The sequence below is a fragment of the Virgibacillus natechei genome, from assembly GCF_026013645.1.
Lineage (GTDB): Bacteria > Bacillota > Bacilli > Bacillales > Amphibacillaceae > Virgibacillus_L > Virgibacillus_L natechei.
Map to the genome: position 1 here is coordinate 2,574,836 of NZ_CP110224.1, position 23,700 is coordinate 2,598,535.

Sequence of the window (23,700 nt, forward strand, 5' to 3'; positions counted from 1 at the left end):
AGTTATTTTATTATCGGTCAATTTCTTATTTTATAAAGGGAATGTTCAAAAAGTCCGGTAAAAATGACACATCGAATTTCTTCGTTGGCTTGCTTTTCCGTTACTCACGTATTTATTGCATACGTTCCGCTACTCAAAGCTACGCCGCCTCGAACTTCTCGGTCCTTTTTATCCTCTTTTGAACACGTACATAAAGGGCTTTACTTTCTTTTTTCATCAAAGGAATAATAGATAGAAGATTGCCGTTCTTTTTTTCGCTGTTGTTCTGAACGTTCTTCATTCTTCTCGTGTTGTTCTAAATCTCTTTTTAACTCCTCGTAACAATCAAAACACAGATGACCCTTGACTATTGTTGTTCCACATTTATCACATGGGTACGCTAGCTTTGGAAATTGTGACGTTCGTAAACGTTTCTCTTTAACGAATTTCATGATCAATGTTTTGGGTACCTCTGTTGCTTTTGCAATCTCTTCTACGGTTGCTTCTCTATTTTTGCGATCACGTAAAAAACGGTAAACAGTGTCAAAGTCTCTTTCTTCTTCTTTGTAGCAATTTTGACAAATCGTTCGAATATCTTTCACAAAAACAGCATCACAACGAGAACAATTTGCGAGTTCAGCCATTCTAGTCTCACCCTCATTCTATCAATTATAGCACATCATAAACCTACCCTCGAATCAATGTGTAAGCATAAATCTTGGGACATCCATGCGCTTTTAATAGGTTAGCAGCATGACGTAATGTTGTACCTGTTGTATATATATCATCGACAAGAATGGCTGGTTTGTTAACAGGAATCGTTAGTTCAAATGGATTTTTTGTTGCTATTCTGTCACGGCGTGTTTTTTTGGACTGCTTTTCCCCGTCAACACGTGTGATGAGTTCTTTCGTCTCTATTGGTAAAAAACCAGCCAGCATCTGTGCTTGATTAAATCCACGACTCATTAATCTCTCTTTGCTTAAAGGAATTGGTACAGCAATTGCATCTTTTGCTAAAAAAGAAAATGCATCAGCAAATCCGTTACGAAACGACTCCTTAAAGGCATTCCCCAAATGGTAATCACCACGGTATTTCCACCTTGCAACCATATCCTGCATCAGTTGATTATACGAAAAAACCGAGTAATTAAATGCTATTATTTCTTCTGATGCCTGTTCTTTCCACCATGTACAATCCGCACAAATTCTATCATCACTTTTACGACTACAAATCTGGCAACGTCTCCCACGTAATTTATCCAATGCTTCTTCACATGGCTGACACAAGCTCTTTGGTTTGGTAAGTATGAATAAATTCAACCAGCTTACCTCCTGAATAATATGTTCATCGCACCACAAACAACGCATCTCATACGCCCCCTCGTTTGTTCATTGCAGTTATCGATTGGATAGCAGCTACCATTGCATCCGTTTTTCCTTCATGAAAAAATACGACTTCACCTGTTGGATCATCTGGACTTCTTCCGGCTCTTCCTGCAATTTGCACCAGAGCCGCTTCATCAAATACTTCATGCCCTGCATCCAATATGGCGACATCCACCGAGGGGAATGTGACGCCTCTCTCCAATATAGTCGTTGTAACTAATGCGTCCACTTTTTTCTCTCTAAAAAGTTGGACTTTATCTTCCCGATCTGAATCTGATGCATGTACAGCTATTAAATTATCACCTGATTGAAACACCCCTTCATTTACTAGTCTTACAGCCAGGTGTTCTTTTAGCGCTTCAGCCAATAATATCGTAGGAACGAAGATTAGTAATTGCCTATCAGCGTTCTCCCTCTTCCTTAGCCATTTGATAAAGGCTGTTGGAGCTTCATGTTTTGTTAGATCTTTCTTTAAGGAAAGAACCATTTTCATGGTCGGGACTGGTAAAGGCTGACCGTGAAACCGAATGGGGACAAATATATGGGCTAGCTTTTTTCTCATGATCTGGTATTGGTGATCTTGCCGGGGTGTTGCTGTTAAATAAATGGTTGTGCTATTTTTAGCCTTCGCTCGATTTGCTGCATAAGGTAAAGTTGGATCCGCGTGAAATGGAAAAGCATCGATTTCGTCAATAATCAGAACATCAAATGCTTCTCGGTACCGGAGTAATTGATGTGTTGTGGCAATCATTAGTTGGGCTGTTCCTTCTTTATCTTTACTACCACCATATAACCCTTGAACTCCTATTGTGTTGAAGGCTTTTTCCAAACGTGGCACCAATTCGCGAACAACGTCAGCTCGTGGAGTAGCGATACAAACACGCTTACCAAGGTGTAGTGCTTTTGATATTCCTGGGAAAAGCATCTCCGTCTTTCCAGCTCCACAAACAGCCCAAACTAATAATTCTTCCTGAGCTACTACTGCTCGAACAATTCGATCCGCTGCCGTACGTTGGGCAGGTGTAAGCTCTCCAACCCATGAACATGGGTTGGCATGTGTAGGCCATTCCGGCTCTTCCCCAGACCAATAGTAAAGGGGTTCGCACTCCATTACCCTCCCCATATCAATACAACTGCGGCAATAAACATGTGTTTTACCACAAGATTGACAAGGGATTGAAGCAAATAAGGATCGCTCTTGGTTCCCACATCTCTGGCATTGATACGTGAACTTATTTCTTTTAATCGACTTAATGGGTGTAAAAGCTCTTGAAGAAAGTTGTTGTTGGAAGGTGCTCTCATCTAATGGGATTTCGTTACGTAAAAGTAATTTTCCTGAGAAACGGATGGGAAAGGTTGATTGTTCGTAGATAAATATCGCCTGAGACGGAGGCATGTCTCACACTCCTCTATTAATATTTGAATGATGCTAAAATGTAAAAGTAGGACGGGAGGATGATTGAGAAATCGGCGGGGTTGCCGATTTCATTTAGAAATTTGCTATTTCACATACCAACCAACGCCGACTGCCCCTTCACCTAAATGGGTGCCAATAACAGGGCCAAAATAACTGATCGATGTATCGGCTGTCGGATATTTTGCTAGAAATTCATCCTGCAAACTCACTGCAGCTTGTTCATTATTAGCATGAATAAACACAACTTTAACATCTTTCCCTATGCTTGCGTCTTCTTCCAACATTCCCATAATCCGGCTTAATGCTTTTTTACGTGTACGGATTTTTTCAAATGGAACGATTACTTTATCAACAAAATGTAGAACTGGTTTCACTTGTAAAATACTACCGACTAAAGCTTGGGCGCCATTTAATCGTCCACCACGTTGTAAATTAGTAAGGTCATCTACCATAAAATAGGCACGAATACTCTGACTCACGACGTTCAGACGTTCTAGAATATCAGCTGGAGTTCTACCTAATTTCGCCGCTTCTGCAGCTTCTAAAACATAAAAACCCTGCGCCATCGCACTAAGTTCAGAATCGTATGCATATACGTCAATTCCTTCAACCATTTCTGCGGCACTAACAACTGCTTGATAGGTCCCACTAATTCCGCTCGAGAGGTGTATTGAGATAACAGCATCATAATCTTTCGCTAATTCCTCAAGCTTGTTCGTTATATAACCAATCGATGGTTGGGACGTTTTCGGAAAGTTTTCCGTTTCTTGTACTTTTTGATAAAATTCTTCATTTGTAATATCGATTTCCTCTTGATAGGATTCGTCACCAAATATGACATTTAACGGAACCATATGAATAGTATATTCATCCCGTATATGTGCAGGTATATAAGCCGTACTATCTGTCATTACAGCAACTTTCATTATGACCTACTCCTCCATTAGCTACATTCATCTATCTTCATTGATAATTTATTTATATAAAAGGTTGTTCAAAAAGTCCAGTAAAAATGACACGTCGAATTTCTCGGTCCTTTTTATCCTCTATTTTGAACACGGACTATAAAATAAAACTTCAATCAGTTGGGGTTGCTACCCGTTAAACTGCGATAAACTTTTATATGTTTTTTATTTTACATGAATGAGTAGAAAAATGCATTATATATCTTAGAAAACTTAGCATTCATTATAGGCGTTTAATGGTGCGTGTCATAGAGCAGTTATGCAGTAGGAAAGTTTTTTACGCTTAGCTGCTTAGAAATCTGGCTTATCGCTATGCTTTGTGGTGAACCGCTAAGGCTCGGACTTGTAGATAGAAAACTTTATACGATCTACCTACAAAAAAACCCTGACACTACATTCAGCATCAGAGCGTCTTGTGAAATTGTTATAGGGGTTGTTGCGTCTCTTTTTACAAAGAATGTAAAAGCCTATTATAAAACTTCAACCCAGCCTTTTTTTATTGCGGAAACTACTGCTTGGGTACGATCATTACAGTCCATTTTTTGTAGGATGTTACTGACATGGTTTTTAACCGTTTTTTCACTAATGTATAAAGCTTCTGCCACAGAGCGATTACTTTTCCCATCAGCTAGTAGCTGCAATATTTGACTTTCTCGTTTCGTCAGTATATGAAGCGGCTTCCGGTATTCAACACCACTATCTGCTACACTGGATGCATTTTCTTTTGCTAAGCGACGGTATTCTTGAACTAGATTATGCGTTACTCTAGGATGAAGATAGGAACCACCCTCACCCACAACTTTTATTGCCTCTATTAATGAATCAGAATCCATCTCTTTTAATAGATAACCTTGCGCACCTGTTTTTAGCGCGTGCGTTACATAGCTTTCATCATCATGGATCGAAAGAATAATAACATTTGTATCTGGAAAGAATCGAACTAAATCTGTAGTAGCTTGCACCCCGTTCATATGAGGCATATTTATATCCATTAATACAACATCAGGCTTGTTTTCTTTTACTAGTTTCGAAGCTTCTGTTCCATCTTCACCTTCTGCAACGACTTCAAATGATGGTTCAAATTCTAAAATTCGCTTTACCCCTTCACGAAATAACTTGTGATCATCAATTAAAACAATACGCATACGTTTCTCCGTCTTCATATTCTCTTTTCCTCCTGCTTCCATTTCTATTTCTATCTGCCCTATTACGAATAGCTTTCAATTACTTTTTATCTATATAATGTAAAACTCCATTCAGTAGGAGGGTTACTCTCAAATTCCTACATTTACGTTATTGCTATACCTTATATGGTACTTTGATTAATACTTTCGTTCCTTTGCCCTTTACTGAATCTATATTTAAATTCCCTTCAAGCATTTCTACACGCTCGCGCATGCCTATCAGCCCAAAAGATTTATCTTTTTTTATGGATGGGTCGAAACCTTTACCATCATCTTTAATAATCACCGTCAGGTAGTCTGTACAAATTTCCAAATTAACTCGAATTAAAGATGCATCTGCGTGTTTCACCGCATTTTGAACGGCTTCCTGTACTAATCGAAAAAAAGCAATTTCATACTTCTGGTTCAAGCGCTTATCTTCGCCTATAGATGAAAATTCGATCGTGGAGCCATTATAATCTTCAATCGTTGAAACATATTTTTTAAGCGTTGGTATTAGACCTAAATCATCAAGGGCCATTGGACGAAGATCATAAATAATTCGCCTGACTTCATATAATGAGGTACGAATCATCTTACGGACACTTTTCATTTCATTTAATGCTTTATCTATATTATTTTCACGAAAAGACCGATCTACAAGCTCTGAACGTAGTAAGATATTTGCTAGCATTTGCGCTGGGCCGTCATGAATTTCCCGTGATATCTTCTTACGTTCCTCTTCTTGTGCCTCGATAATCTTCAGGCCAAACTCCTGTTTTTCTTTTGCTTCTTCGATCATTTCATTAACTTGTCTAAAATCATCCTGTAAATAAGTGAGAATGACGGTAATCTTACCAGCTAAACCTTCTGCACGTTCTATCGTCTGATTTAAGGTGATTAACCTTCTTTCTATATCATCACGCTTCTCACGCAATACTTTTTCCTCTTGTTGCAGCATGGCAAGCCTGGTTTGCATCTCATGTGTACTCTCATATACTTCGCGAATTTCTGTTTCTGTGTATCGATCAAAATATCTACTAACTTCTGCTAGACGCCGCCTGGAAAATCTCACCTTTTGTTCAAGCTGGTCTCCATTACTAATATGCTGGAATACTTTTTCTTTTGTCTCTTTCAACTCTCGTACTAGATGCTCATGCTCACTACGAGCCTCTTCACTGATATGGAATATCTCATCTTTACTATTTTCTACCACATCAATCATTTCGTCGATTACATAGTCTAAAGCATTTTCAGTTAACTTTTGTGCCAAAGTCTTTCACCAACCTATGCTATAATTATACGCAGACGTTCTTTTTTTTAACAGGGTCTTTTATCATACTTTCATAAAGTTCTATTCTTATTATATACTAAATTCCAGGTTTTAGGGAGGTTCCAATTAGATGTTAGCAAATTATTTCACCGTTAAAAAAGAAGGAGAAGACCAGGTAATCATCCAAAAGTCACGATTTATTGGGTATGTCAAGCGTGTTGAAACAGAAGAAGAAGCACAAAATTTCATTCAAAAGATAAAGAAAAAGCACCATGATGCTACCCATAACTGCTCGGCTTATATGATTGGCGAAAATGATCAAATCCAAAAGGCAAACGATGATGGCGAACCGAGCGGTACAGCCGGAGTTCCCATGCTGGAAGTATTAAAAAAACAAGGCTTAAAAGATACAGCCATCGTAGTTACAAGATACTTTGGAGGCATTAAACTTGGAGCTGGTGGTTTAATCCGTGCCTATGGGAGTACAACCTCAAAAGCCATTCAAACAACCGGTATTGTTAAAAGACAACTTATGCAAGGCTTTTCCATAACCATTGACTATAATCTGTTAGGAAAACTCGAACATGTATTACGTGATTCAGACCATATACTAGAGCAAATTAATTACATGGAAAAAGCTGAATTGATCGTTTATGTGAAAGATGGAGACGAGCAAGATTTTCACGAATGGATCATTAACCTGACAAGTGATCAAGCGGAGATTGTAAAAAAAGGTAGTGCTTATATCGAAATTGATGTTGAATCTACTGTAGAATAATAAAATTCGAGATCCACCGATCGAATATACCAATTCGATCGATGGGTTTTTAAGTATACAATATATTGTGATTACACTGCGTTTGCTAGCGTAAATTTCCCGATTCCTCACGCGACCTAGGAAATCACAATTTCGACAATGCTGCCTCATCAGCAATAATGGTTACATGTTCATGCTGTTGTAAAATGGATGCTGGAAAGGATTCCGTCACTTCACCATTTACTAACCGAGCAAGGGCCTCTGCCTTTGCCTCACCAGAAACAAGCAATAAAATTTCTTTACTTTCCATAATTGTTTCGATTCCCATGGTAATTGCTTTCGTTGGAACTTCATCTATAGAACCAAAGAAACGCGCATTTGCATTCCGAGTAGACTCATCTAAGTCGACGACATGTGTTCGACTTGAAAAAGATGTGCCAGGCTCGTTAAAGCCGATATGTCCATTTAAACCCAATCCTAAAATCTGAATATCGACATGCCCTGCTTCACGAATGAACCGCTCATAATCGTGACATTCTTTCTCCAAATCTACAGCCACACCATTTGGCAGATGTGCATTTTCATCAGGTATGTCAATATGCTTAAATAATTTATCATTCATATAATACTGATAACTATTGGGGTCCTCTTTATTCAAACCAACATATTCGTCTAAATTAAACGTTGAAACATGGCGAAATGAAACGTCATCCGCTTCATCAATTATACGATGATATAACCCTTCTGGCGTAGAGCCTGTTGCCAACCCTAATACTGGATTTTGTAGATGCTTTATCTTATTTAATACCATGGAACAAGTCTTCTCGCTCATTTCTTCATAACTATTTACGCTTATAATTTCCATCTTCTTCATCCTCCTCAAATGCAACCGCGCCACGGCAAATCGTGTATTTTATGTTTAATGCATCATCAACTAGGAGAACATCCGCATCTTTCTGTAATGCGATGCTACCTTTTTTTTCAAAAATACCGAGTTGTTTAGCCGGGTTAGCTGAAGCCATTTCAATAATATTTCGAATAGAAACGTTCGTCAATTGAAGCATTTGCTGCGCACCTTGATGCATCTTTAAAATACTGCCAGCCAATGTTCCATCTTCTAATACTGCACGATCACTGGTAACGGTAACTGGCTGACCGCCTAACTCATAATCCCCTGCCTGCAAGCATTTAGCCCGCATCGCATCTGTAATTAAAATCAACCGTTCACTGCCCATATTCGCATAAATTAATTGAAGCATTCCAGGTGAAACATGAATCCCATCCGCAATCAATTCTGCACGCAATTCCTCCAGTTGAAAAGCTGCACCTACAACACCAATATCCCGGTGGTGTATACCCGACATAGCGTTACATAGATGCGTCACCTGGCGAACACCATGTGAAACAGCCTTTTTCATACTAGCAAAATTTGCATCCGTATGACCAGCAGAAACATTCACACCAGATTTATATAAATAGTGAATAAAGGAGCCGTCCTCATCATGCTCGGGTGCCATCGTAATGGTTTTAATTTTATTGTTTGAAAGGTTTTGCCATTTTTTAAATTGCTCAATATCAGGCTTACAAATGTATTCGATTGGCTGTGCACCCTTTTTACTTCCTTCAATAAACGGACCTTCCAAATGCATACCAATTATTTCAGCCTGACCGCGTTTGGTTTCATAGGTAGCTACATTTTGTAAGGCGGCCTCAATATTTTCAGGGGACTGCGTAATCGTGGTTGCCAAGAAACTTGTTGTCCCCTCTTTTGGCAAGGCAGTTGCCATTGTATCTAACGCATCTGCAGTCGCATCCATCACATCTGCACCATTCGCCCCATGGATATGTCCATCAATAAACCCTGGAATAAGGTTTAAATCTGTACCATCTATTATTTTTAAGTTACTCGGATAGCTTGTCAACTGTTCATGTTCTTTTAAAATGGTCTCAATTCTACCATCTTTCATTAATATATTTCCGTTCATAATGACTGTTTTCTCTGTAAATATAGTGACATTTTTAATATATAACGATAAGGAGGTATTCATATTTGTTTAGTCCTTTCCGCAAAAAAGTATATAGTTGTCTATACATTAATATAAGTATATACAAATGCTAATTACTTTGCTAAGATTTTAAGTATATAATAAAGTAAAACTTCATTCAGGGGTCGCATGTTAAACTGTGATAAAATAATACTTCATTCAGTGGGGTTGTCCGTAAAATTGCCATAAAAAAAGCTACATTCCTAAAAATGCAGCCAGGTATATCCTATTTTGCTACTGTTCCCGTTTTATTACTTTTTGCGCTTACACTATTCGTCAATTCACTAACCAATGTTTGCACTAATTCCTGTGAGGATTTAATCTTATGACTTTCCGTTTCTTCAATTACTCTTTTTAACATGTTTTTATATTTTTCTTGCTCGCTCATTTTCTCCACCCTTTGATATAAAATGACATCATCTCGTCAGATCGTACTATAGTACAAAACAAAAGTAAACCACCTGCAAAAACGAAACTATCTTATAAAACTTTCCTATTTGCTAATAAAAACATCACCAGTATACAGTGATTAGCTTGATGGGGAGACCTTGATAAAATTAATCTACGATAGCATATGCAATCGTTAGAAAAAAGGAATAAGCTAGGTTGTCCACATTTTGAAAATTTTCACAAGCATAAATCCATTATAAAGGCTTTCTCCTCAAATTACATCTTTTACCTTTCCAATTCTCGACTTATTTTGACAAATCACTGTTTTGACACAAGATCAAAGAAGACACGTAACTATCAGGTTGATTTCCACAGCGGGGTAAAAGTATCATCCTTCATTTCAAATTACGTTGTCTTTTATATCAACTCCTACAATTTAAAAGCAACAATTGTCTTCGGTGGGACGAGTAAGCGCAGTTCCAACACTTCCGAAAAGTGCCTTACAAAAAAATAAACAGTAACCAGTATGGATCTATGGTTACTGTTTATTTCTCCATTTATTAAATTCGAGGTATTCCTTAAATTGTTCTTTCGTTACACCTGATTTCATTGCTTCTTGAACGATCGATAACCATTCGTCATCCAATTTATCTGTTACTTCCGTATTGTCTTCCTTAATTAGATCATTTGCGGAAACACCCAATACTTTACTTACTTTTTCGATAAACTGGATCGATGGGTTGGTTTGGAGGTTTCGCTCTATAGAACTTAAATATGATTTAGCTACTTTCGCTCGTTCAGCCAACTCAGATAGAGACATCTCCTTTTCTTGCCGTTTATTCTTTATTTTTTCACCGATCAAGCCTTCTCACCCACTTTCAATGAAAATCATAACATATAACAGGTGAGGAGTTCTATATAAAGCACAACTTAGTTATGTATTTTCTTTCTGCTCTGCATTGCTTAAAAATAAACGGATTTCATCAAGTGTCATCCCCTGCTCTTTCGCTTCCTTCATTAAATTCACCCATTCATAATCGATTGCACGCTTCTCCATTGTATCCATCATATTCCCATCCCCCGCTTTAATTTCCAGGAAATCCAGCCATCTTAGCCGTCAAGCTTTAGACCTGAGACTTTGCGTCCTTATTTTTCAATAAGTATGCCTTTTCTTAGGAAACATATTAGTTTGTAAGACTATTATACTATAATAAGCCAGTCTTTAGTGTGTCTTGTTTTGTCATATGGGAACTAGTTTTGTAAGGTAGTTCAACCTTATATTTCACTTTCTGTCGATTCAGATTGTCTATGCTTCATTAACCGGTTTATCTGCTTTTCTCATTCTTCTTCTATTATAAGCAATTAGTATCCCGCCACTTACCAGAAGCAATCCGCCGATCAATAGTAAATTAAATATATTCGTAGCTGTGTCCGGCAGCCTTGATCCCCCAGCTAATCCATCGCCGCCACTACTGCCAATTGTTCCTGCACTTACAGCTTCCTCCTCCATTTGACTTTCTTCTCCTGACGCTGAAAAAATCAATGAGAATTGTGCAGCCAATCCTTGGAAATCATTTCCTAACCCTGTCGGAAATCTTACTATAAAATTTAATTCCTCATCACTCGAGGCTTCTAGACTACGTGGTAACAATCCATCGAAATCTGCAAGTTTACCATTATACAATTCTTCCTCTTCGTCACTGACTTCAAGTAATAATTCATTGAATAACTTTTCTGATTCACTATCATTTCGAACTGTGGTGACATACTCAAATGCTGTTGCACCATTATTTTGAATAACAGCAGACCTTGGTGCCCAGTCACCTGGTTTCATATTATCCACATCAAATAACATATCTTCAGGTGAAATGTTGATTATAATTTCTGCGCCCTCTTCTGCTTCTTCTGCAACAGAAGGTAAACTTGGAACACTTAAAGAAAGAATTATACTACCTAACATGGCTGTTATAAAAACACGGAGCTTCTTTCCCTTCATAAGCATCTTCCTTTATCAGACATGAATTTTCAAAAAGTGTTACTTTGCATCAACCGTTTCTGTTTCTTGTTTTTTCTCCAATGTGTTTAACGTTCTCCATATTGAAACAATAGAATAGCCAAACAGTAACATGCCAGGAAGGATGAGTAATAACGCGCTCCCTTCAGGTGATTGAGCAAAATTGACGACATAACCGACATAAGGGATTGTCACCCCACTATATACACCTACAACATTTTCAGCTAAAACTGGATTTGAGTCTACGGCATTATTATTGTCCCCTTTGGTTGTATAAAGAACGCCATTTTCTGTTGTATCTACCTCTGTAATTCGGTGGGTAATCAATCGATTCTCTTCTTCCACAAATGTAATAACATCCCCATTTTGTAAAGTTGCTGCTTCTTCAGATCCATCAATAGATTCAACAGCAATAATGGATCCGGTTTGAATTTCAGGCTCCATCGAACCAGATAGGACTGTCTTCAATTGATAACCAAACACTTCTGGTTCTCCACCTGATAGACTTGTGAAAACAACCATTGCCGCTACGCTTACTAATAAAGTCATTAAGACCGTGGATATAACTCGATTTCCCCATTTCAATACGTTACGTTTTTTCAACCTTCGTCACCTTCCTCTTCAGTGGTTGCTTTATTACTGGATTCTTCTTTTGTTTCTTCTTTGTCAGCATTTTCTTCTACTTCACTTCCGCCTTCATCATCCTTTTTGCCTTCCTCTTTTGTATTTTTCTCTTCAGTATTTGTCTCATTTTCTTCGTTCTCTTCTTTTTCATTTTCTTCTACTTCTTTACTTGCTGCATTATCTTCATCAGGTTTTTCATCCTCTGATGTTTGTTTCTCATTATTTTTTGTAGTCTCTTCCTTATCTTCTATATTTTCATCTGTATTTGTCTGGTGCCCTGGAGGACAATTAATCTTAATCGATTTACTCCACGCTTCTTCTTCCACATGCTCATCATGTTGATAGGCAACAAATGCATATCTTCCCGGTTCACTGGCCTTAAAAGTCAGTTCCGTTGTTTCTCCACTTTTTAGCGCTTCAATGCTTCCTTCTCCTTTACCAAGATCCATTTTATCTCCGTGCTTTTCAGGATTGCCATTTTCTATATAGTACACATCATAGGTACTATCGCTTTGCATATCCCCGTCAGCAGTATTTTTTATCTCCGCTTTTAAGGTCGTTGGTTCACAAGTCTTGATATTTTCATTTCCATTTTTTATAAATGCTAATGAACTTTCATCCACAGGTTCCCAAAACCCTGCATAAATAATTCCATTTGTATTATTCGCATTTGTAAAATAGGCAGAGGTATTCGTAGTTAAGTAAGTTACAGAAAAAACCATTAAATACCAAATCATAATCACCTTACCGATAAGCAAAAACAGTTGAAAATTCGATCTATGTTTCCTTAACCGAGTCCTTCTCAATTAAATCTCCACCTTTACAAAATGCTAGATTGTTGGATCTTTATATGTATTCCTAAGTACATTATTTACTGTAAGTAATGCACTTAAGAATAGATAGAAAGGATTGGAAGGAGAAAGGTCTCCTTCCTTACTATAAAGCCCTTTATTCATCAATTGTTTGCATTGCTTGAAACTTCCATTCTAGTTCCATTGATTCCCCTTGATATTTATTCTGATCAATATTTTCATCCTCAACAAACTCAAACTCAACATCAACCCTGATTTCTTCATCGACCGCAAATTCTTCAATAATAACCAACTTTTCCAGTTCATCTAATGACATTTCCTTATCCGCTTCAATTTCATCTTTATTAACTTTCAATGAATTAATAGTAATTTGACTTCCAAAATCCTCATTATCAGTTATAATTGAAAATAGCGTTACATCTCCAATTTCCAATGACCCATCATTCGTTAAATCAAATGAATAGTCAAATTTATCTCCTGGTTGCTTATTATCAAATTCAAACAATACCCCATCTTCCATATCACTTATTCCTAATTCCAATGTTCCCGATTGAATGTTATTTGTTGTTTCTATCTCATCACTAAAGTACGCGAATGTGCCTCCACTAATTAAAATTATTCCTAATGCACCTGCAACAAAACTCGTGATTAATTTATGTTTTATATTCAGCATGACCTCCCCCCCCCTTCTATATATATTTTGTATGTAAGTCAGAAAGGCGAGCGATACTCGCCTTCCTAATTATTAAGTCAATCGCTTATAGTTCTTCCCCATCTTCTTGGAAACCTTCAAATGTCCAAGTTAAATCTAAATCTAAATTTTGAAGAACATTTTGGTCTTCTCCTGTTTCTTCAAATACGAACTTCACGTCAAAGTCTGCTGTATCGCCAGCTGCAAGTCCTGTATGTTCTACTTCATATGGCAAGTAAACAGGTGGAAAAGGCCATACTAATTCCCACTCAACATCTATTTCAGTTGCTAAATCTTCTGGATTCATGTCACGTAAATCTTTTAATGAGGTTTCATAAATTATGGTGTGATCTTTATCCCCTCCAGAATTCTTCAAGAACTGTACGGTTAGAGATTCTGCATATGCATCTTCCAGCGTACCTACAACTGACTCACCATCCCGCGTAACGGAATATTCAGTTTGAAGATCGACATATTTAATCGGTAGGGTTCCATCATTTTCAAGTTCAAATGATTCATTTGTCCAGTCACCCGGTTTTATGTTCTCTAGTTGCACATTCACTTCAGGATCCACGCTCAAGTCTAATGTTCCTGATGCAAAGCTATTTGTCTGTTCTGCTGTATCACTAAAATAAGCAAACGTTCCTCCACCTACTAATGCTAATCCTAATACTGCTGATCCTATGCCCATTCCTAATTTACGTTTAATTCCCATTCTTGTTTCCTCCTCTAATTTGATTTTGATTCATTTACATTTCTAATGTCTTGAATATTGAATAAAATTTGGCGCTGCATTTTCATGTTGATTGATTTGTACAAATGATTTCTTGTACTAGTTCATAGTTTAATAGTACTATTAGTCCATGATCATCGAGCTAAACTTGACGGAGCTATTAGCCTCCCTTCGTTCTTATGTATGGTTTAATTAACACAGCGTTCTTTTTAAGGATTCACTTTGTACCCTATAACGAACGAATAATTGAAGTATAGCCCATTATATGCATATTGAAAAACTTCAAAAATGGTCGTTTATTCTATATAAAGAACATTTATCTTTCTTTTACTTTAAAATACTCATTTTTACGTATATTTATACTTTTTACAAAATTATTTATTCTTAATAAAGAACAGATCAGCAGTGCTACATCAACATAATTACATCTTTTATTAAAAAAGACTTTCAAATCTTTCAAAAGTTTTATATACTGTAGATAGGAAAATAGGAGGAGTTTTGCCGATGAAGAAGTTTTCTATTCTGTTGATCGTTGCTGGAATAGTGGTCATGGGATTTGGAGGATATGAATTGCTGCAAACCAATCAAGCGCAAAGCAATAGCCTGGCTGAGGCAGAAGTCTTACTGGATGAGCGTAAAACAACAGACAACCATTCGGATGCTGGTAACTTTGATCCCTCCACAGGAGAAACAGCGGGTATCTTACAAATTCCTAGACTAGAGGCTGATCTTCCTATAGTTGAAGGAACGCATGAAGATGATCTAGCAAAAGGTGTGGGACATTATAGCGGGACTGCTTATCCTAGGCAAGGTGATCAGATTGTTTTATCCGGACATCGTGATACTGTATTTCGTCGTATGGGGGAGTTAGAGATTGGTGATATTTTAACCATCCAATTACCTTATGGAGACACATCCTATGAAATAGTAGAAACAAAGATTGTGGATGCAGATGATCGTTCTATAATTGTACCCACAGGTGAAGAGGTTCTAACACTTACGACATGCTATCCCTTTTCATACGTTGGAAATGCACCCGATCGCTATATCATCACAGCATTACCAATTACAGAAAACAATTAAATTTTTATAGACTAAACACTCACAATTCGATATACTATTTGCAGCAGGATAGAACTTTCCTACTGCATATGCTTGGGCTTGGCATTCGCCATTAGAGGCTTCTTAAGTATAAATATGTCTTAATTCCTAAACATCCTAATAAACTTCATTACCGTTCGTAACCTAACAATTATATTGCACAGAGGAGAATACCAGTGAGTTCAAGAACAGATAAAAGACAAAATAAAAAAAGACGCAAGTGGCCATATTGGGTCGGTGGCATAATTTTAGCTTTATTATTAAGTGTTGGAGCATTCGGCTTCTATATGTACAATCAATTAGGGGACACCGTTTCGACTATGCATGACCCATTGGAAAGAGACAACAACCCTGAGCGTCAACAAGAGATAGACAGCCTTTTTAACGATAATGATGCTGTTAATGTTCTTTTAATGGGAGTTGATCAAGATGATGCACTTGAAGGACGATCAGATACAATGATTCTTATGTCCTTAAATCCAAAAACGGATGCAATGACCATGTTAAGTATTCCGCGAGATACGTATGTTAATATACCTGGACAGGGAATGGACAAGATTAACCACGCTTATGCTTTCGGTGGGGTAGAATTATCCGTTCAAACCGTTGAAGATGCTTTTGATTTACCAGTACATTTCTATGCCAGTGTAAATATGGATGGATTCGAACAAGGGATTGATGCCATTGGTGGAGTAACGGTTCATAACACGCAAGCATTTTCCCAAAGTGGTTCTACTTTTCCAGAAGGCGAAGTACAATTGAACGGAGAACAAGCTCTAGACTATATACGTATGCGAAAAGAAGATCCGCGCGGTGATATAGGACGTAATGAACGTCAACGAGATGTCGTTGCGGCAGCAATTGACGAGGCAGCCAGTTTCTCAAGTATTACGAAAGTCGGCGATATTCTTGGAATTCTAGGAGGCAATGTGAAAACAGATATGGATATGAGTCAGATGCAATCACTGTTTAGTCATTATCGTGGTGTAGTTGACAATGTCCATACAATTGAACTTGACGGAAGTGGAATAATCATTGATGGTATATGGTATTATGAAGTGCCTGATTCAGAATTTAACCGGGTAACAAACGAGATTAGAGAACATATGGAAGCAGGGTAACAATAGAAAAGCCACCCAGATGAACCTATCATCAGCGTGGCTTTTCCTATATCCACTAACAATTTATAATAAAGTAAAACTCATTCAATGGGGACTTTATTGCTCGTTAAACTGCGATAAATGTTATAATAGATAGAAGTGACTAGCGACTTAGGGGGAGTCAATTATGAAAAAAACTCTAGCTTTTTTAGCGATCATTGTCGTTGTATTTCTTTCTGCTTGTTCAGAAGATGATATAACACCAAATGAGCGTTTTGCAACATATGTTGATCAGTGGAATGATAGAGAGTTTGCCAGTATGTATGAAATGCTTTCAGCTGAATCCACAGAAGCCTATACAAATGAGGATTTCATTGATCGTTACAATAAAATTTATGAAGATCTGGATGTATCCGAATTAAACGTTACATTTGAAGAATTAACCGAAGAAGAACTTGAAACTGTAATGGACGGGGAAACCGCAACCCTTCCTTTCTCCGTAGAAATGGAAACCCTGGCAGGTCCGGTAGACTTTGATTATGAAGCAACACTTGTACAGGAAGATCACGGGGACGAAGATGAAAATCTCAATTGGTATGTCCAATGGGATTCAGGTTTTATTTTTCCTGAAATGCAAGACGGTGGGGAAATAAGTATAGAAACAGAGAACCCTACAAGAGGGGATATCCTAGACCGTAATGATATGCCATTAGCAATGAATGACACGGTATATGAGATCGGAATTATCCCGGAAGAGTTAGGACAAAATCAGGAACAAGTAATTGAGAGTATTGCCGACTTACTTCCTATCTCGGTTGATGAAATTAATTCCGCTTTAGACGCTGGTTGGGTCGAGCCGCATCTATTTGTTCCATTAAGAGAAGTACTGCAAACAGATGAAGACCTTTTAGATAATCTCTGGGCAACTTCTGGTGTCGCAGGACGTGAAGTATCTGGTCGCGTGTATCCAGCAGGCGAGGCTACCGGTCATCTTATCGGTAATATTAGGCAAGTAACGGCAGAAGATCTGGAGGAGCATGAACCAGGTGCGTACCATTCAACCGACATGATTGGTGCTCGTGGCTTGGAATCCTTATATGAAGATCGTCTTAAAGGAGAAAAAGGATTTAAAATCATTGTTTCAAAAGAAGATGAAGATAATGCCGTTCTGGCTGAACAACCTGTAGAAGATGGAGAAGATATTTCAGTCACGATTGATGTTAATGTTCAGGAGAAAATTTATGAATCCTTTAACGGCGATGCAGGCACATCAGCTGCTATCGATCCAGAATCTGGCGAAACATTAGCACTTGTAAATAGTCCATCATTCGATTCAAATGATTTTTTGTATAATAATACACAGGATCTGTGGGATAATCTCCAAGATGATGAGCAGTCCCCTTTGACTAATCGTTTTCAATCAACATACGCCCCTGCATCCGTCATAAAACCAGTAACGGCAGCAATTGGCCTAGAAAATGGAAGTCTCGATCCGAATGAAGGTATCGAAATCGATGGCTTGACTTGGAGCAACGGAGAAGGTTGGGGGGATTATGAAGTCCGCCGTGTAACTGAATCGGATGGTCCAGTAGATTTAAACGATGCATTGGTGCGTTCCGATAATATATACTTTGCTATGCAAGCAATTGATATGGGGAATGAGGTACTAGTTGAAGGACTTGAACAATATGGTTTTGAAGAAGAGCTTCCCTATGAATACCCAATTGAACCTTCCTCTATCTCGGCGGATGGAACACTTAACGATGAGGTGTCACTAGCAAATACGAGCTATGGACAAGCAGAGCTTGAAATGAGTGCACTTCATTTAGCAACAACCTATACAACATTTCTAAATGAAGGAAATATGATCAAACCCACACTGCTTACATCTGAAGATACAGGACAAATCTGGCAGGAAGAATTACTCGCTGCTGAGCATGCTTCTTTAATCGCAGAAGACTTAAGAGATGTAGTAACGGATGGAACTGCTCAACAAGCGCAGGAGGCCGACTTCCCTATTTCAGGAAAAACTGGCACTGCTGAATTAAAACAAACAAGCGATGAATCAGGAGTTGAAAATAGCTGGTTTGTTGGCTATCCTACAGATGAACAAGACATCCTCATAGCCATGATGGTGGAAGAAACGCAGGGCGATGATGGTGGAGACGCGGTTGAAAAAGTAACCAATATCATGATGGAATTAAGATAAATTAATCAAAAGCTCTACTCCTATATGGAAGTAGAGCTTTTATTTTACAAGATCGATTAAAAAAACAAACACCTTTACAATAACTCCGACAAAGCATAAAACGTCTTTTCATCACGTTCGTCTAAGGCTTTATCTATTAGCCGGAATTTGTTTAAACGTTCTAATTCTTCAATTAAAATATCATTCTCTCCATCATCATATTCATTTACGTCGTTAACATAAAAAGGTGCAGCGATGGAGTCTAATAGCGCTATAAAATCAGGATCTAATATAAAATCCGTCATCGTTATGTAGATAATATCTGTCCCTTTTTGAAAAGCAAATTCTACTTCTGCATTTTCTATTGCTTTCGTTTTACGATTAATAATCATTTCCTTTGCTTTAATAGGAATGAACTTATACTCCTCCTCATTAATGGCTACGGTGAAATATGGAGGTGATACGATTATATACAACTTCTTTGAATCAGCTTTAATATGATAAGGTTTAAACATCTTAACAGTAACGACCATTTACCTGCCTCCATCTTTTTATAATATGATGTGTTCTTTAATAAGAACGATTGAAACTAGTATAGGTCATCGTTTTCCATTTGTCAAAACAAAATGAATTCTTGATAACGAATGAAATTTGCCACTTCCCTTTGAACTGGAAGTCTTACGACGTACAGATGTTTTCGATGGGGGCCTGTTAAACTGCTAAAAAAGAAGCATTCCCATTACTGAATTTGGGAATGCTTCTTTGTATTATAATAATTTTACCAAACTATAAAAAGCGCTTTCATTTCTTTCATCAAGTGATTTATCGATCAGTCTTTGAAGATTTTGTCTTTCTAATTTATCAATCATAATCGTCGTTTCATTTAATTGATCGTTTCTATTTACGGTACTTTCATTTAAATAATAAGGTTCGGCAATGGTATTCAATTGATTCAGGAAATCTGGCAGTGCGGTTAACTCAGACATTGTCATATAAACGATATCTTTTCCTTTTTGAAAAGCAAACTTATCTTCCGTGTTCTCAACTTCTCGTGTGCTACGATTAATGTGTATCTCTTTCGCTTCCACTGGTATAAATTGATAGACTCTTTGATTAATCAATACAGAAAAATATTGGTATGCTAAAATAACACGTATATGTTCCGTTTCCTCTTTAATGTAATATGCCTTAAGCATGTTAACAGTTACCATCCGTTCCACCTCCCGAATTTTGTATCTAAATTTTCAGTTAACTAATTGTACATCATTTTCCTAAAAAAAACAAGTGGATTTTGCAAATTGCATAAAATAAGGAAGGACAATTCCCCGAATGGATAATTGTCCCACTGTCTACTCCGCAATATTCGTGGTTATAAAACCTGTAACCTGCTTTACATCCTTTTCTACAACGTTATACACTTTCTCCATGTTACGCAAGTGTTCGCCCGCAATTTTTAAATCAGAAATACCTCTTTTCATGAACGATTTATAGGCTGTATTTAGCTTATGAATTTCTTCCGCAAATTTCTCATCCGTTCCTGGGGTCACTGCCTCTTCATATAAATCAATAATTACTTCCCCTTTTCGCTGAGGAAAAAATTCATGCGGATCCGTACTATCAAAAATACAGAAGTCCAGTTCTCGAACAAGTACCATATCGATGCTATTCGGGTCGAAACTGCAGTAGTACAACTCAACATCTAGGCCATGATTCTCACAAGCTTCTACAATTTTTTTCATGAAGGTCGATTTTCCAGTACCTGCACGGCCTTTAATATGATATACATTGTAAATAAATTCAGTTAAATGTGGCACAACGTTAACAATCCCATCCGCTGTGTTCGTACCAAATAGACGGTGGAATGTTTGAGTTGGACGATCTTTTACCGCTACACTTCCTAAAAGAATCGTTATAAGCTTTTCTGCAAGCTGGTTTGCATGATCGAAATTCATTTGGGAAATAAAAATTTCTTCCAGCCCATCATGAATTTTCAAACCAATATGGAAGTTATCATATGCTGCCTTCACTTGTTCTTCATACTTGTTTTTCATTTTCATACGTTCATCTGTAAGGATAAAATCTTCCTGTGCAAATAAGCTTAAATCAAGTTCAATTGCTCCTTTGACATCAGGTGTAGCAATGGTATCGACTACAACAGCAAGTGATTTCTCCCGAATAATCACACCATCAAGAAACTCCCCCGCAATTGAGCTTTTAAGTACTTCCAAATCATATTCAAACTCATATTCTTTAATTAGTTCACTTATAACAGCTGTTTTCAACGTATATGAAGGATGATTCAGTATAACAACATGGTTAAAATCTTTTACATTTGTTGGCAGTACGTTAATAAAACCACTAGCCGTATTACCCGTTACGTAATAATACGTTTTCTTGGACAAGGAGACACTCCCTTTGTAAATTTATTCTTCTTTAATTTATGTATAGTAGTGATTATAGGTGAATTATTCATAGAATAACAGAAAATTATACGTATCAAGTTATTTTTGAAAACATGCTGCAATTATAACGTAATTTTTTACTCATACCATTAAACAATTTCTAGTATCAGCAGAGATGCTTGATCAAGCAAGTAGATGGTACCTATTCGACTATTTAATTAATTAAAAACCGTCAGCTCGCACATTACATGCAATTGACGGTTTTTTGTTATTTCGCAGAAAGCATAGCATTTTCTTCTTTTGTAAACACTCGTGACCTCGTCAGAAATCGCTTCCCTTCAGGTCCTTCCAATGAAAACATGCCGCCGTGTCCGTCCACAGCGTCAATTATTAGCTGTGTGTGCTTCCAGTATTCGTATTGATCTTTTGCCATATAGAAGGGCGTTTCTGCGATCTCTCCAAGCAAGAAGTCGGAGTCACCAGTGCGAAATTCGTCTCGTGGAAAGCACATTGGTGAACTCCCATCACAACACCCTCCTGACTGATGAAACATCAACGGTCCGTGCGTCTCTTTTAACGTGTTGATCAGGGCATGCGCCTCATCTGTCACGGTTACGCGTTCTACCATTTTCATCATCCTTTCTGTATTACGATATGCAAAAAAGGAACCGGACTTCACTACCTATCCAGCTCCTCCCTTGTGATGTTAGAATTTCAAGCTTTAAAATAATCCGGCCGCATCTTCGCTGTAGCTGATGAGTAAATTTTTCGTTTGCTGGTAATGGCCAAGCATCATGAGATGATTTTCACGGCCGATACCGGATTTTTTATAGCCGCCGAATGCCGCATGGGCTGGATACTCGTGATAACAATTTGTCCACACACGACCTGCCTGAATACCGCGGCCAAAGCGATAGGCCGTATTGATATTACGTGTCCATACACCCGCACCTAATCCATAAAGCGTGTCATTTGCGATTTCCATCGCTTCCTCTTTATCTTTAAACGTCGTTACTGAAAGCACAGGGCCAAAGATTTCCTCTTGGAAAATACGCATTTTATTGTCACCTTTGAAAATAGTTGGCTCTACGTAATAACCGCCACCAAGTTCCCCATCGAGTTCATTCACATTTCCTCCAACAAGAATCTCTGCACCTTCTTGTTTTCCAATATCCAAATAGGAAATGATTTTTTCCATTTGCTCCTGTGACGCCTGGGCACCCATCATAGTTTCCGAGTCGAGCGGATGACCTATTTTAATCTGGTTAACCCGTTCAATCACGCGCTCCATAAACTTATCGTAAATGGATTCATGCACAATTGCACGGGAAGGACATGTACAGACCTCTCCTTGATTCAAGGCAAACATAACAAATCCTTCAACCGCTTTGTCTAAAAATCCATCATCCGCATCCATCACATCTTCAAAGAAAATATTTGGAGATTTCCCACCAAGCTCTAGCGTAACTGGGATGATATTTTCCGAAGCATATTGCATGATCAGCCGTCCCGTCGTTGTTTCCCCTGTGAATGCAACCTTCGAAATTCTACTGTTTGAAGCAAGCGGTTTTCCTGCCTCCACACCAAATCCATTTACAATATTAATGACGCCAGGAGGTAGAAGATCTTTGATAAGATCCATCAGCACATGAATCGATGCTGGCGTTTGTTCCGCTGGCTTTAATACAACACAGTTTCCGGCTGCTAAGGCAGGTGCCAGCTTCCATGTAGCCATTAAAATCGGGAAGTTCCACGGAATGATTTGTCCCACAACACCAAGCGGCTCATTAAAATGGTAGGCGACTGTATCATCATCAATCTGACTTAGTCCACCTTCCTGGGCACGAATCGCTCCGGCAAAATAGCGGTAATGATCCGCTGCGAGCGGTATGTCCGCTGCCAGGCCTTCACGAACCGCTTTACCGTTATCCCATGTTTCGGCAACTGCCAGCATTTCCACGTTTTCCTCAATCCGATCTGCTATTTTATTTAGGATATTTGCCCGCTCTGCAACTGCCGTTTTCCCCCAAGCATCCTTAGCAGCCTCTGCCGCATCAACCGCAGCTTCTACGTCTTCCTTCGTCGATCTGGCCATTTCAGAAAATACCTCGCCAGTTACAGGGCTTACATTATCAAAATATTTCCCGTTCGTAGGCGGCCTATATTCTCCACCTATAAAATTATCGTACTTTGCTTTGAAGGTTACAAGTGAACCTTCCGTATTTGGATTTTTGTATCTCATAAAATTCCCCCTCTACATATACTGCTTTGATAAACGATTAAACCTGTGATAATAGCTTGACCTAATTCTATTAATATGTATGTAGTTAGTTTAGGAATAATTACAATTATTAAATTATATTACTGAAGAACAAAAGCGCAAGCGCCCGTTTAGCAACGTACAAACTGCGCCCGCGCATCGCGGGTGGTTCAACGTTGCCACGCAAAGTGGCGGTTTTAGTTGAACTTCCACTCCGCAATGAGATAAAGGAAACACTACGAACGAAGTGAGTCGATATTGACTTTCACCACAAGGGTATAAGTGCGACTAAGCCTCTGGCGGAGCCAATCGGCAAGTCTTCTTTATCGTAGTGGAGGAGTGTGAAGTTTGATAGTTGCTGGGAGCTGGAGCTGGGCGTGGCTATTCCAGTGTATAAATT

25 protein-coding genes and 1 riboswitch are annotated in these 23,700 nt (G+C 38.2%); of the genes, 4 read left to right on the plus strand and 21 right to left on the minus strand.

The window, feature by feature from the left end:
* Positions 1 to 200: 200 nt before the first annotated feature.
* The 6 genes from OLD84_RS13345 to OLD84_RS13370 all read right to left on the minus strand — a co-directional run bounded on the left by OLD84_RS13345 (position 201) and on the right by OLD84_RS13370 (position 6,183).
* On the minus strand, positions 201 to 623 hold the full coding sequence (locus OLD84_RS13345) for a TIGR03826 family flagellar region protein (protein ID WP_209464243.1): 423 nt from the start codon (positions 621 to 623) through the stop codon (positions 201 to 203).
* 43 nt (positions 624 to 666) lie between these two features.
* A complete protein-coding gene (locus OLD84_RS13350) occupies positions 667 to 1,299 on the minus strand; it encodes a ComF family protein (RefSeq protein WP_245301660.1) in 633 nt (210 codons plus the stop codon).
* Positions 1,300 to 1,348: 49 nt separating this feature from the next.
* Complete coding sequence (locus OLD84_RS13355; protein WP_245301661.1) at positions 1,349 to 2,476, minus strand: ATP-dependent helicase ComFA; 1,128 nt, start codon at positions 2,474 to 2,476, stop codon at positions 1,349 to 1,351.
* A gap of 389 nt (positions 2,477 to 2,865) precedes the next feature.
* Positions 2,866 to 3,708 carry a DegV family protein gene (locus tag OLD84_RS13360; protein ID WP_209464246.1) on the minus strand — a complete coding sequence of 281 codons (843 nt, stop codon included), beginning with the start codon at positions 3,706 to 3,708 and terminating at the stop codon, positions 2,866 to 2,868.
* A 509-nt stretch (positions 3,709 to 4,217) separates the two neighbouring features.
* Positions 4,218 to 4,910, minus strand: a complete 693-nt coding sequence (locus OLD84_RS13365) for a response regulator (protein ID WP_209464247.1) — start codon at positions 4,908 to 4,910, stop codon at positions 4,218 to 4,220.
* A gap of 136 nt (positions 4,911 to 5,046) precedes the next feature.
* On the minus strand, positions 5,047 to 6,183 hold the full coding sequence (locus tag OLD84_RS13370) for a sensor histidine kinase (RefSeq protein WP_209464248.1): 1,137 nt from the start codon (positions 6,181 to 6,183) through the stop codon (positions 5,047 to 5,049).
* Between the two features lie 130 nt (positions 6,184 to 6,313).
* Between OLD84_RS13370 and OLD84_RS13375 the strand changes: the two genes are divergently transcribed.
* Positions 6,314 to 6,961: a YigZ family protein gene (locus OLD84_RS13375; protein ID WP_209464249.1), complete on the plus strand. Its 648-nt coding sequence runs from the start codon at positions 6,314 to 6,316 to the stop codon at positions 6,959 to 6,961.
* Between the two features lie 124 nt (positions 6,962 to 7,085).
* Here OLD84_RS13375 and nagB read toward each other — a convergent pair whose 3' ends face one another.
* From nagB to OLD84_RS13425, 10 genes are all read right to left on the minus strand, one after another.
* A complete protein-coding gene (gene nagB, locus OLD84_RS13380) occupies positions 7,086 to 7,805 on the minus strand; it encodes a glucosamine-6-phosphate deaminase (RefSeq protein WP_209464250.1) in 720 nt (239 codons plus the stop codon).
* Positions 7,783 to 8,988: an N-acetylglucosamine-6-phosphate deacetylase gene (nagA, locus tag OLD84_RS13385; protein WP_209464251.1), complete on the minus strand. Its 1,206-nt coding sequence runs from the start codon at positions 8,986 to 8,988 to the stop codon at positions 7,783 to 7,785. Before nagA ends, nagB begins: the two co-directional genes overlap by 23 nt.
* A gap of 223 nt (positions 8,989 to 9,211) precedes the next feature.
* On the minus strand, positions 9,212 to 9,373 hold the full coding sequence (locus OLD84_RS13390; RefSeq protein ID WP_209464252.1) for a hypothetical protein: 162 nt from the start codon (positions 9,371 to 9,373) through the stop codon (positions 9,212 to 9,214).
* A 540-nt stretch (positions 9,374 to 9,913) separates the two neighbouring features.
* The gene (locus OLD84_RS13395) at positions 9,914 to 10,237 is read right to left on the minus strand and encodes a helix-turn-helix domain-containing protein (protein ID WP_209464253.1); all 324 of its coding nucleotides are present in this window, start codon (positions 10,235 to 10,237) and stop codon (positions 9,914 to 9,916) included.
* A 72-nt stretch (positions 10,238 to 10,309) separates the two neighbouring features.
* Positions 10,310 to 10,444: an anti-repressor SinI family protein gene (locus tag OLD84_RS13400; RefSeq protein ID WP_209464254.1), complete on the minus strand. Its 135-nt coding sequence runs from the start codon at positions 10,442 to 10,444 to the stop codon at positions 10,310 to 10,312.
* A 23-nt stretch (positions 10,445 to 10,467) separates the two neighbouring features.
* A riboswitch (cyclic di-GMP riboswitch) is annotated at positions 10,468 to 10,552 on the minus strand.
* 129 nt (positions 10,553 to 10,681) lie between these two features.
* A complete protein-coding gene (locus tag OLD84_RS13405) occupies positions 10,682 to 11,371 on the minus strand; it encodes an LPXTG cell wall anchor domain-containing protein (RefSeq protein ID WP_209464255.1) in 690 nt (229 codons plus the stop codon).
* Between the two features lie 39 nt (positions 11,372 to 11,410).
* Positions 11,411 to 11,992: a signal peptidase I SipW gene (gene sipW, locus OLD84_RS13410; RefSeq protein WP_209464256.1), complete on the minus strand. Its 582-nt coding sequence runs from the start codon at positions 11,990 to 11,992 to the stop codon at positions 11,411 to 11,413.
* Positions 11,989 to 12,819 (minus strand): amyloid fiber anchoring/assembly protein TapA, encoded by an 831-nt coding sequence (gene tapA / locus OLD84_RS13415; protein WP_209464257.1) that lies wholly within the window; start codon positions 12,817 to 12,819, stop codon positions 11,989 to 11,991. Before tapA ends, sipW begins: the two co-directional genes overlap by 4 nt.
* Before the next feature lie 142 nt (positions 12,820 to 12,961).
* A complete protein-coding gene (locus OLD84_RS13420; RefSeq protein ID WP_209464258.1) occupies positions 12,962 to 13,498 on the minus strand; it encodes a TasA family protein in 537 nt (178 codons plus the stop codon).
* Between the two features lie 85 nt (positions 13,499 to 13,583).
* Positions 13,584 to 14,231 (minus strand): TasA family protein, encoded by a 648-nt coding sequence (locus tag OLD84_RS13425; protein ID WP_209464259.1) that lies wholly within the window; start codon positions 14,229 to 14,231, stop codon positions 13,584 to 13,586.
* A gap of 522 nt (positions 14,232 to 14,753) precedes the next feature.
* Here OLD84_RS13425 and OLD84_RS13430 point away from each other — a divergent pair.
* The 3 genes from OLD84_RS13430 (at position 14,754) to OLD84_RS13440 (ending at position 18,659) form a co-directional block, all read left to right on the plus strand.
* The gene (locus OLD84_RS13430) at positions 14,754 to 15,332 is read left to right on the plus strand and encodes a class D sortase (RefSeq protein WP_209464260.1); all 579 of its coding nucleotides are present in this window, start codon (positions 14,754 to 14,756) and stop codon (positions 15,330 to 15,332) included.
* A 194-nt stretch (positions 15,333 to 15,526) separates the two neighbouring features.
* Positions 15,527 to 16,471 carry an LCP family glycopolymer transferase gene (locus OLD84_RS13435; RefSeq protein WP_209464261.1) on the plus strand — a complete coding sequence of 315 codons (945 nt, stop codon included), beginning with the start codon at positions 15,527 to 15,529 and terminating at the stop codon, positions 16,469 to 16,471.
* Positions 16,472 to 16,637: 166 nt separating this feature from the next.
* A complete protein-coding gene (locus OLD84_RS13440) occupies positions 16,638 to 18,659 on the plus strand; it encodes a penicillin-binding transpeptidase domain-containing protein (RefSeq protein ID WP_209464262.1) in 2,022 nt (673 codons plus the stop codon).
* A gap of 74 nt (positions 18,660 to 18,733) precedes the next feature.
* Here the strand turns inward: OLD84_RS13440 and OLD84_RS13445 are convergent, their stop codons facing one another.
* The 5 genes from OLD84_RS13445 to exaC all read right to left on the minus strand — a co-directional run bounded on the left by OLD84_RS13445 (position 18,734) and on the right by exaC (position 23,282).
* Positions 18,734 to 19,171, minus strand: a complete 438-nt coding sequence (locus tag OLD84_RS13445; protein WP_209464263.1) for an IDEAL domain-containing protein — start codon at positions 19,169 to 19,171, stop codon at positions 18,734 to 18,736.
* Positions 19,172 to 19,405: 234 nt separating this feature from the next.
* Positions 19,406 to 19,849, minus strand: coding sequence for an IDEAL domain-containing protein (locus OLD84_RS13450; RefSeq protein ID WP_209464264.1), 444 nt, complete (start codon positions 19,847 to 19,849; stop codon positions 19,406 to 19,408).
* A 138-nt stretch (positions 19,850 to 19,987) separates the two neighbouring features.
* Positions 19,988 to 21,040: a hypothetical protein gene (locus tag OLD84_RS13455; RefSeq protein WP_209464265.1), complete on the minus strand. Its 1,053-nt coding sequence runs from the start codon at positions 21,038 to 21,040 to the stop codon at positions 19,988 to 19,990.
* A 268-nt stretch (positions 21,041 to 21,308) separates the two neighbouring features.
* Complete coding sequence (locus OLD84_RS13460) at positions 21,309 to 21,668, minus strand: DUF779 domain-containing protein (RefSeq protein WP_209464266.1); 360 nt, start codon at positions 21,666 to 21,668, stop codon at positions 21,309 to 21,311.
* A gap of 93 nt (positions 21,669 to 21,761) precedes the next feature.
* On the minus strand, positions 21,762 to 23,282 hold the full coding sequence (gene exaC, locus OLD84_RS13465; protein WP_209464267.1) for an acetaldehyde dehydrogenase ExaC: 1,521 nt from the start codon (positions 23,280 to 23,282) through the stop codon (positions 21,762 to 21,764).
* Between the last annotated feature and the right edge of the window lie 418 nt (positions 23,283 to 23,700).

Bases quoted from the DNA above. Each gene is read 5' to 3' on its own strand.
- OLD84_RS13430 (WP_209464260.1), top strand. From the start codon at position 14,754: ATGAAGAAGTTTTCTATTCTGTTGATCGTTGCTGGAATAGTGGTCATG.
- OLD84_RS13375 (WP_209464249.1), top strand. From the start codon at position 6,314: ATGTTAGCAAATTATTTCACCGTTAAAAAAGAAGGAGAAGACCAGGTA.
- OLD84_RS13360 (WP_209464246.1), bottom strand. From the start codon at position 3,708: ATGAAAGTTGCTGTAATGACAGATAGTACGGCTTATATACCTGCACAT.
- OLD84_RS13390 (WP_209464252.1), bottom strand. From the start codon at position 9,373: ATGAGCGAGCAAGAAAAATATAAAAACATGTTAAAAAGAGTAATTGAA.
- OLD84_RS13365 (WP_209464247.1), bottom strand. From the start codon at position 4,910: ATGAAGACGGAGAAACGTATGCGTATTGTTTTAATTGATGATCACAAG.
- OLD84_RS13405 (WP_209464255.1), bottom strand. From the start codon at position 11,371: ATGAAGGGAAAGAAGCTCCGTGTTTTTATAACAGCCATGTTAGGTAGT.
- OLD84_RS13450 (WP_209464264.1), bottom strand. From the start codon at position 19,849: ATGGTAACTGTTAACATGCTTAAGGCATATTACATTAAAGAGGAAACG.
- OLD84_RS13345 (WP_209464243.1), bottom strand. From the start codon at position 623: ATGGCTGAACTCGCAAATTGTTCTCGTTGTGATGCTGTTTTTGTGAAA.
- OLD84_RS13425 (WP_209464259.1), bottom strand. From the start codon at position 14,231: ATGGGAATTAAACGTAAATTAGGAATGGGCATAGGATCAGCAGTATTA.
- OLD84_RS13400 (WP_209464254.1), bottom strand. From the start codon at position 10,444: ATGATGGATACAATGGAGAAGCGTGCAATCGATTATGAATGGGTGAAT.
- OLD84_RS13445 (WP_209464263.1), bottom strand. From the start codon at position 19,171: ATGGTCGTTACTGTTAAGATGTTTAAACCTTATCATATTAAAGCTGAT.
- OLD84_RS13420 (WP_209464258.1), bottom strand. From the start codon at position 13,498: ATGCTGAATATAAAACATAAATTAATCACGAGTTTTGTTGCAGGTGCA.
- OLD84_RS13460 (WP_209464266.1), bottom strand. From the start codon at position 21,668: ATGGTAGAACGCGTAACCGTGACAGATGAGGCGCATGCCCTGATCAAC.
- nagA (WP_209464251.1), bottom strand. From the start codon at position 8,988: ATGAATACCTCCTTATCGTTATATATTAAAAATGTCACTATATTTACA.
- nagB (WP_209464250.1), bottom strand. From the start codon at position 7,805: ATGGAAATTATAAGCGTAAATAGTTATGAAGAAATGAGCGAGAAGACT.
- OLD84_RS13440 (WP_209464262.1), top strand. From the start codon at position 16,638: ATGAAAAAAACTCTAGCTTTTTTAGCGATCATTGTCGTTGTATTTCTT.
- exaC (WP_209464267.1), bottom strand. From the start codon at position 23,282: ATGAGATACAAAAATCCAAATACGGAAGGTTCACTTGTAACCTTCAAA.
- OLD84_RS13355 (WP_245301661.1), bottom strand. From the start codon at position 2,476: ATGGAGTGCGAACCCCTTTACTATTGGTCTGGGGAAGAGCCGGAATGG.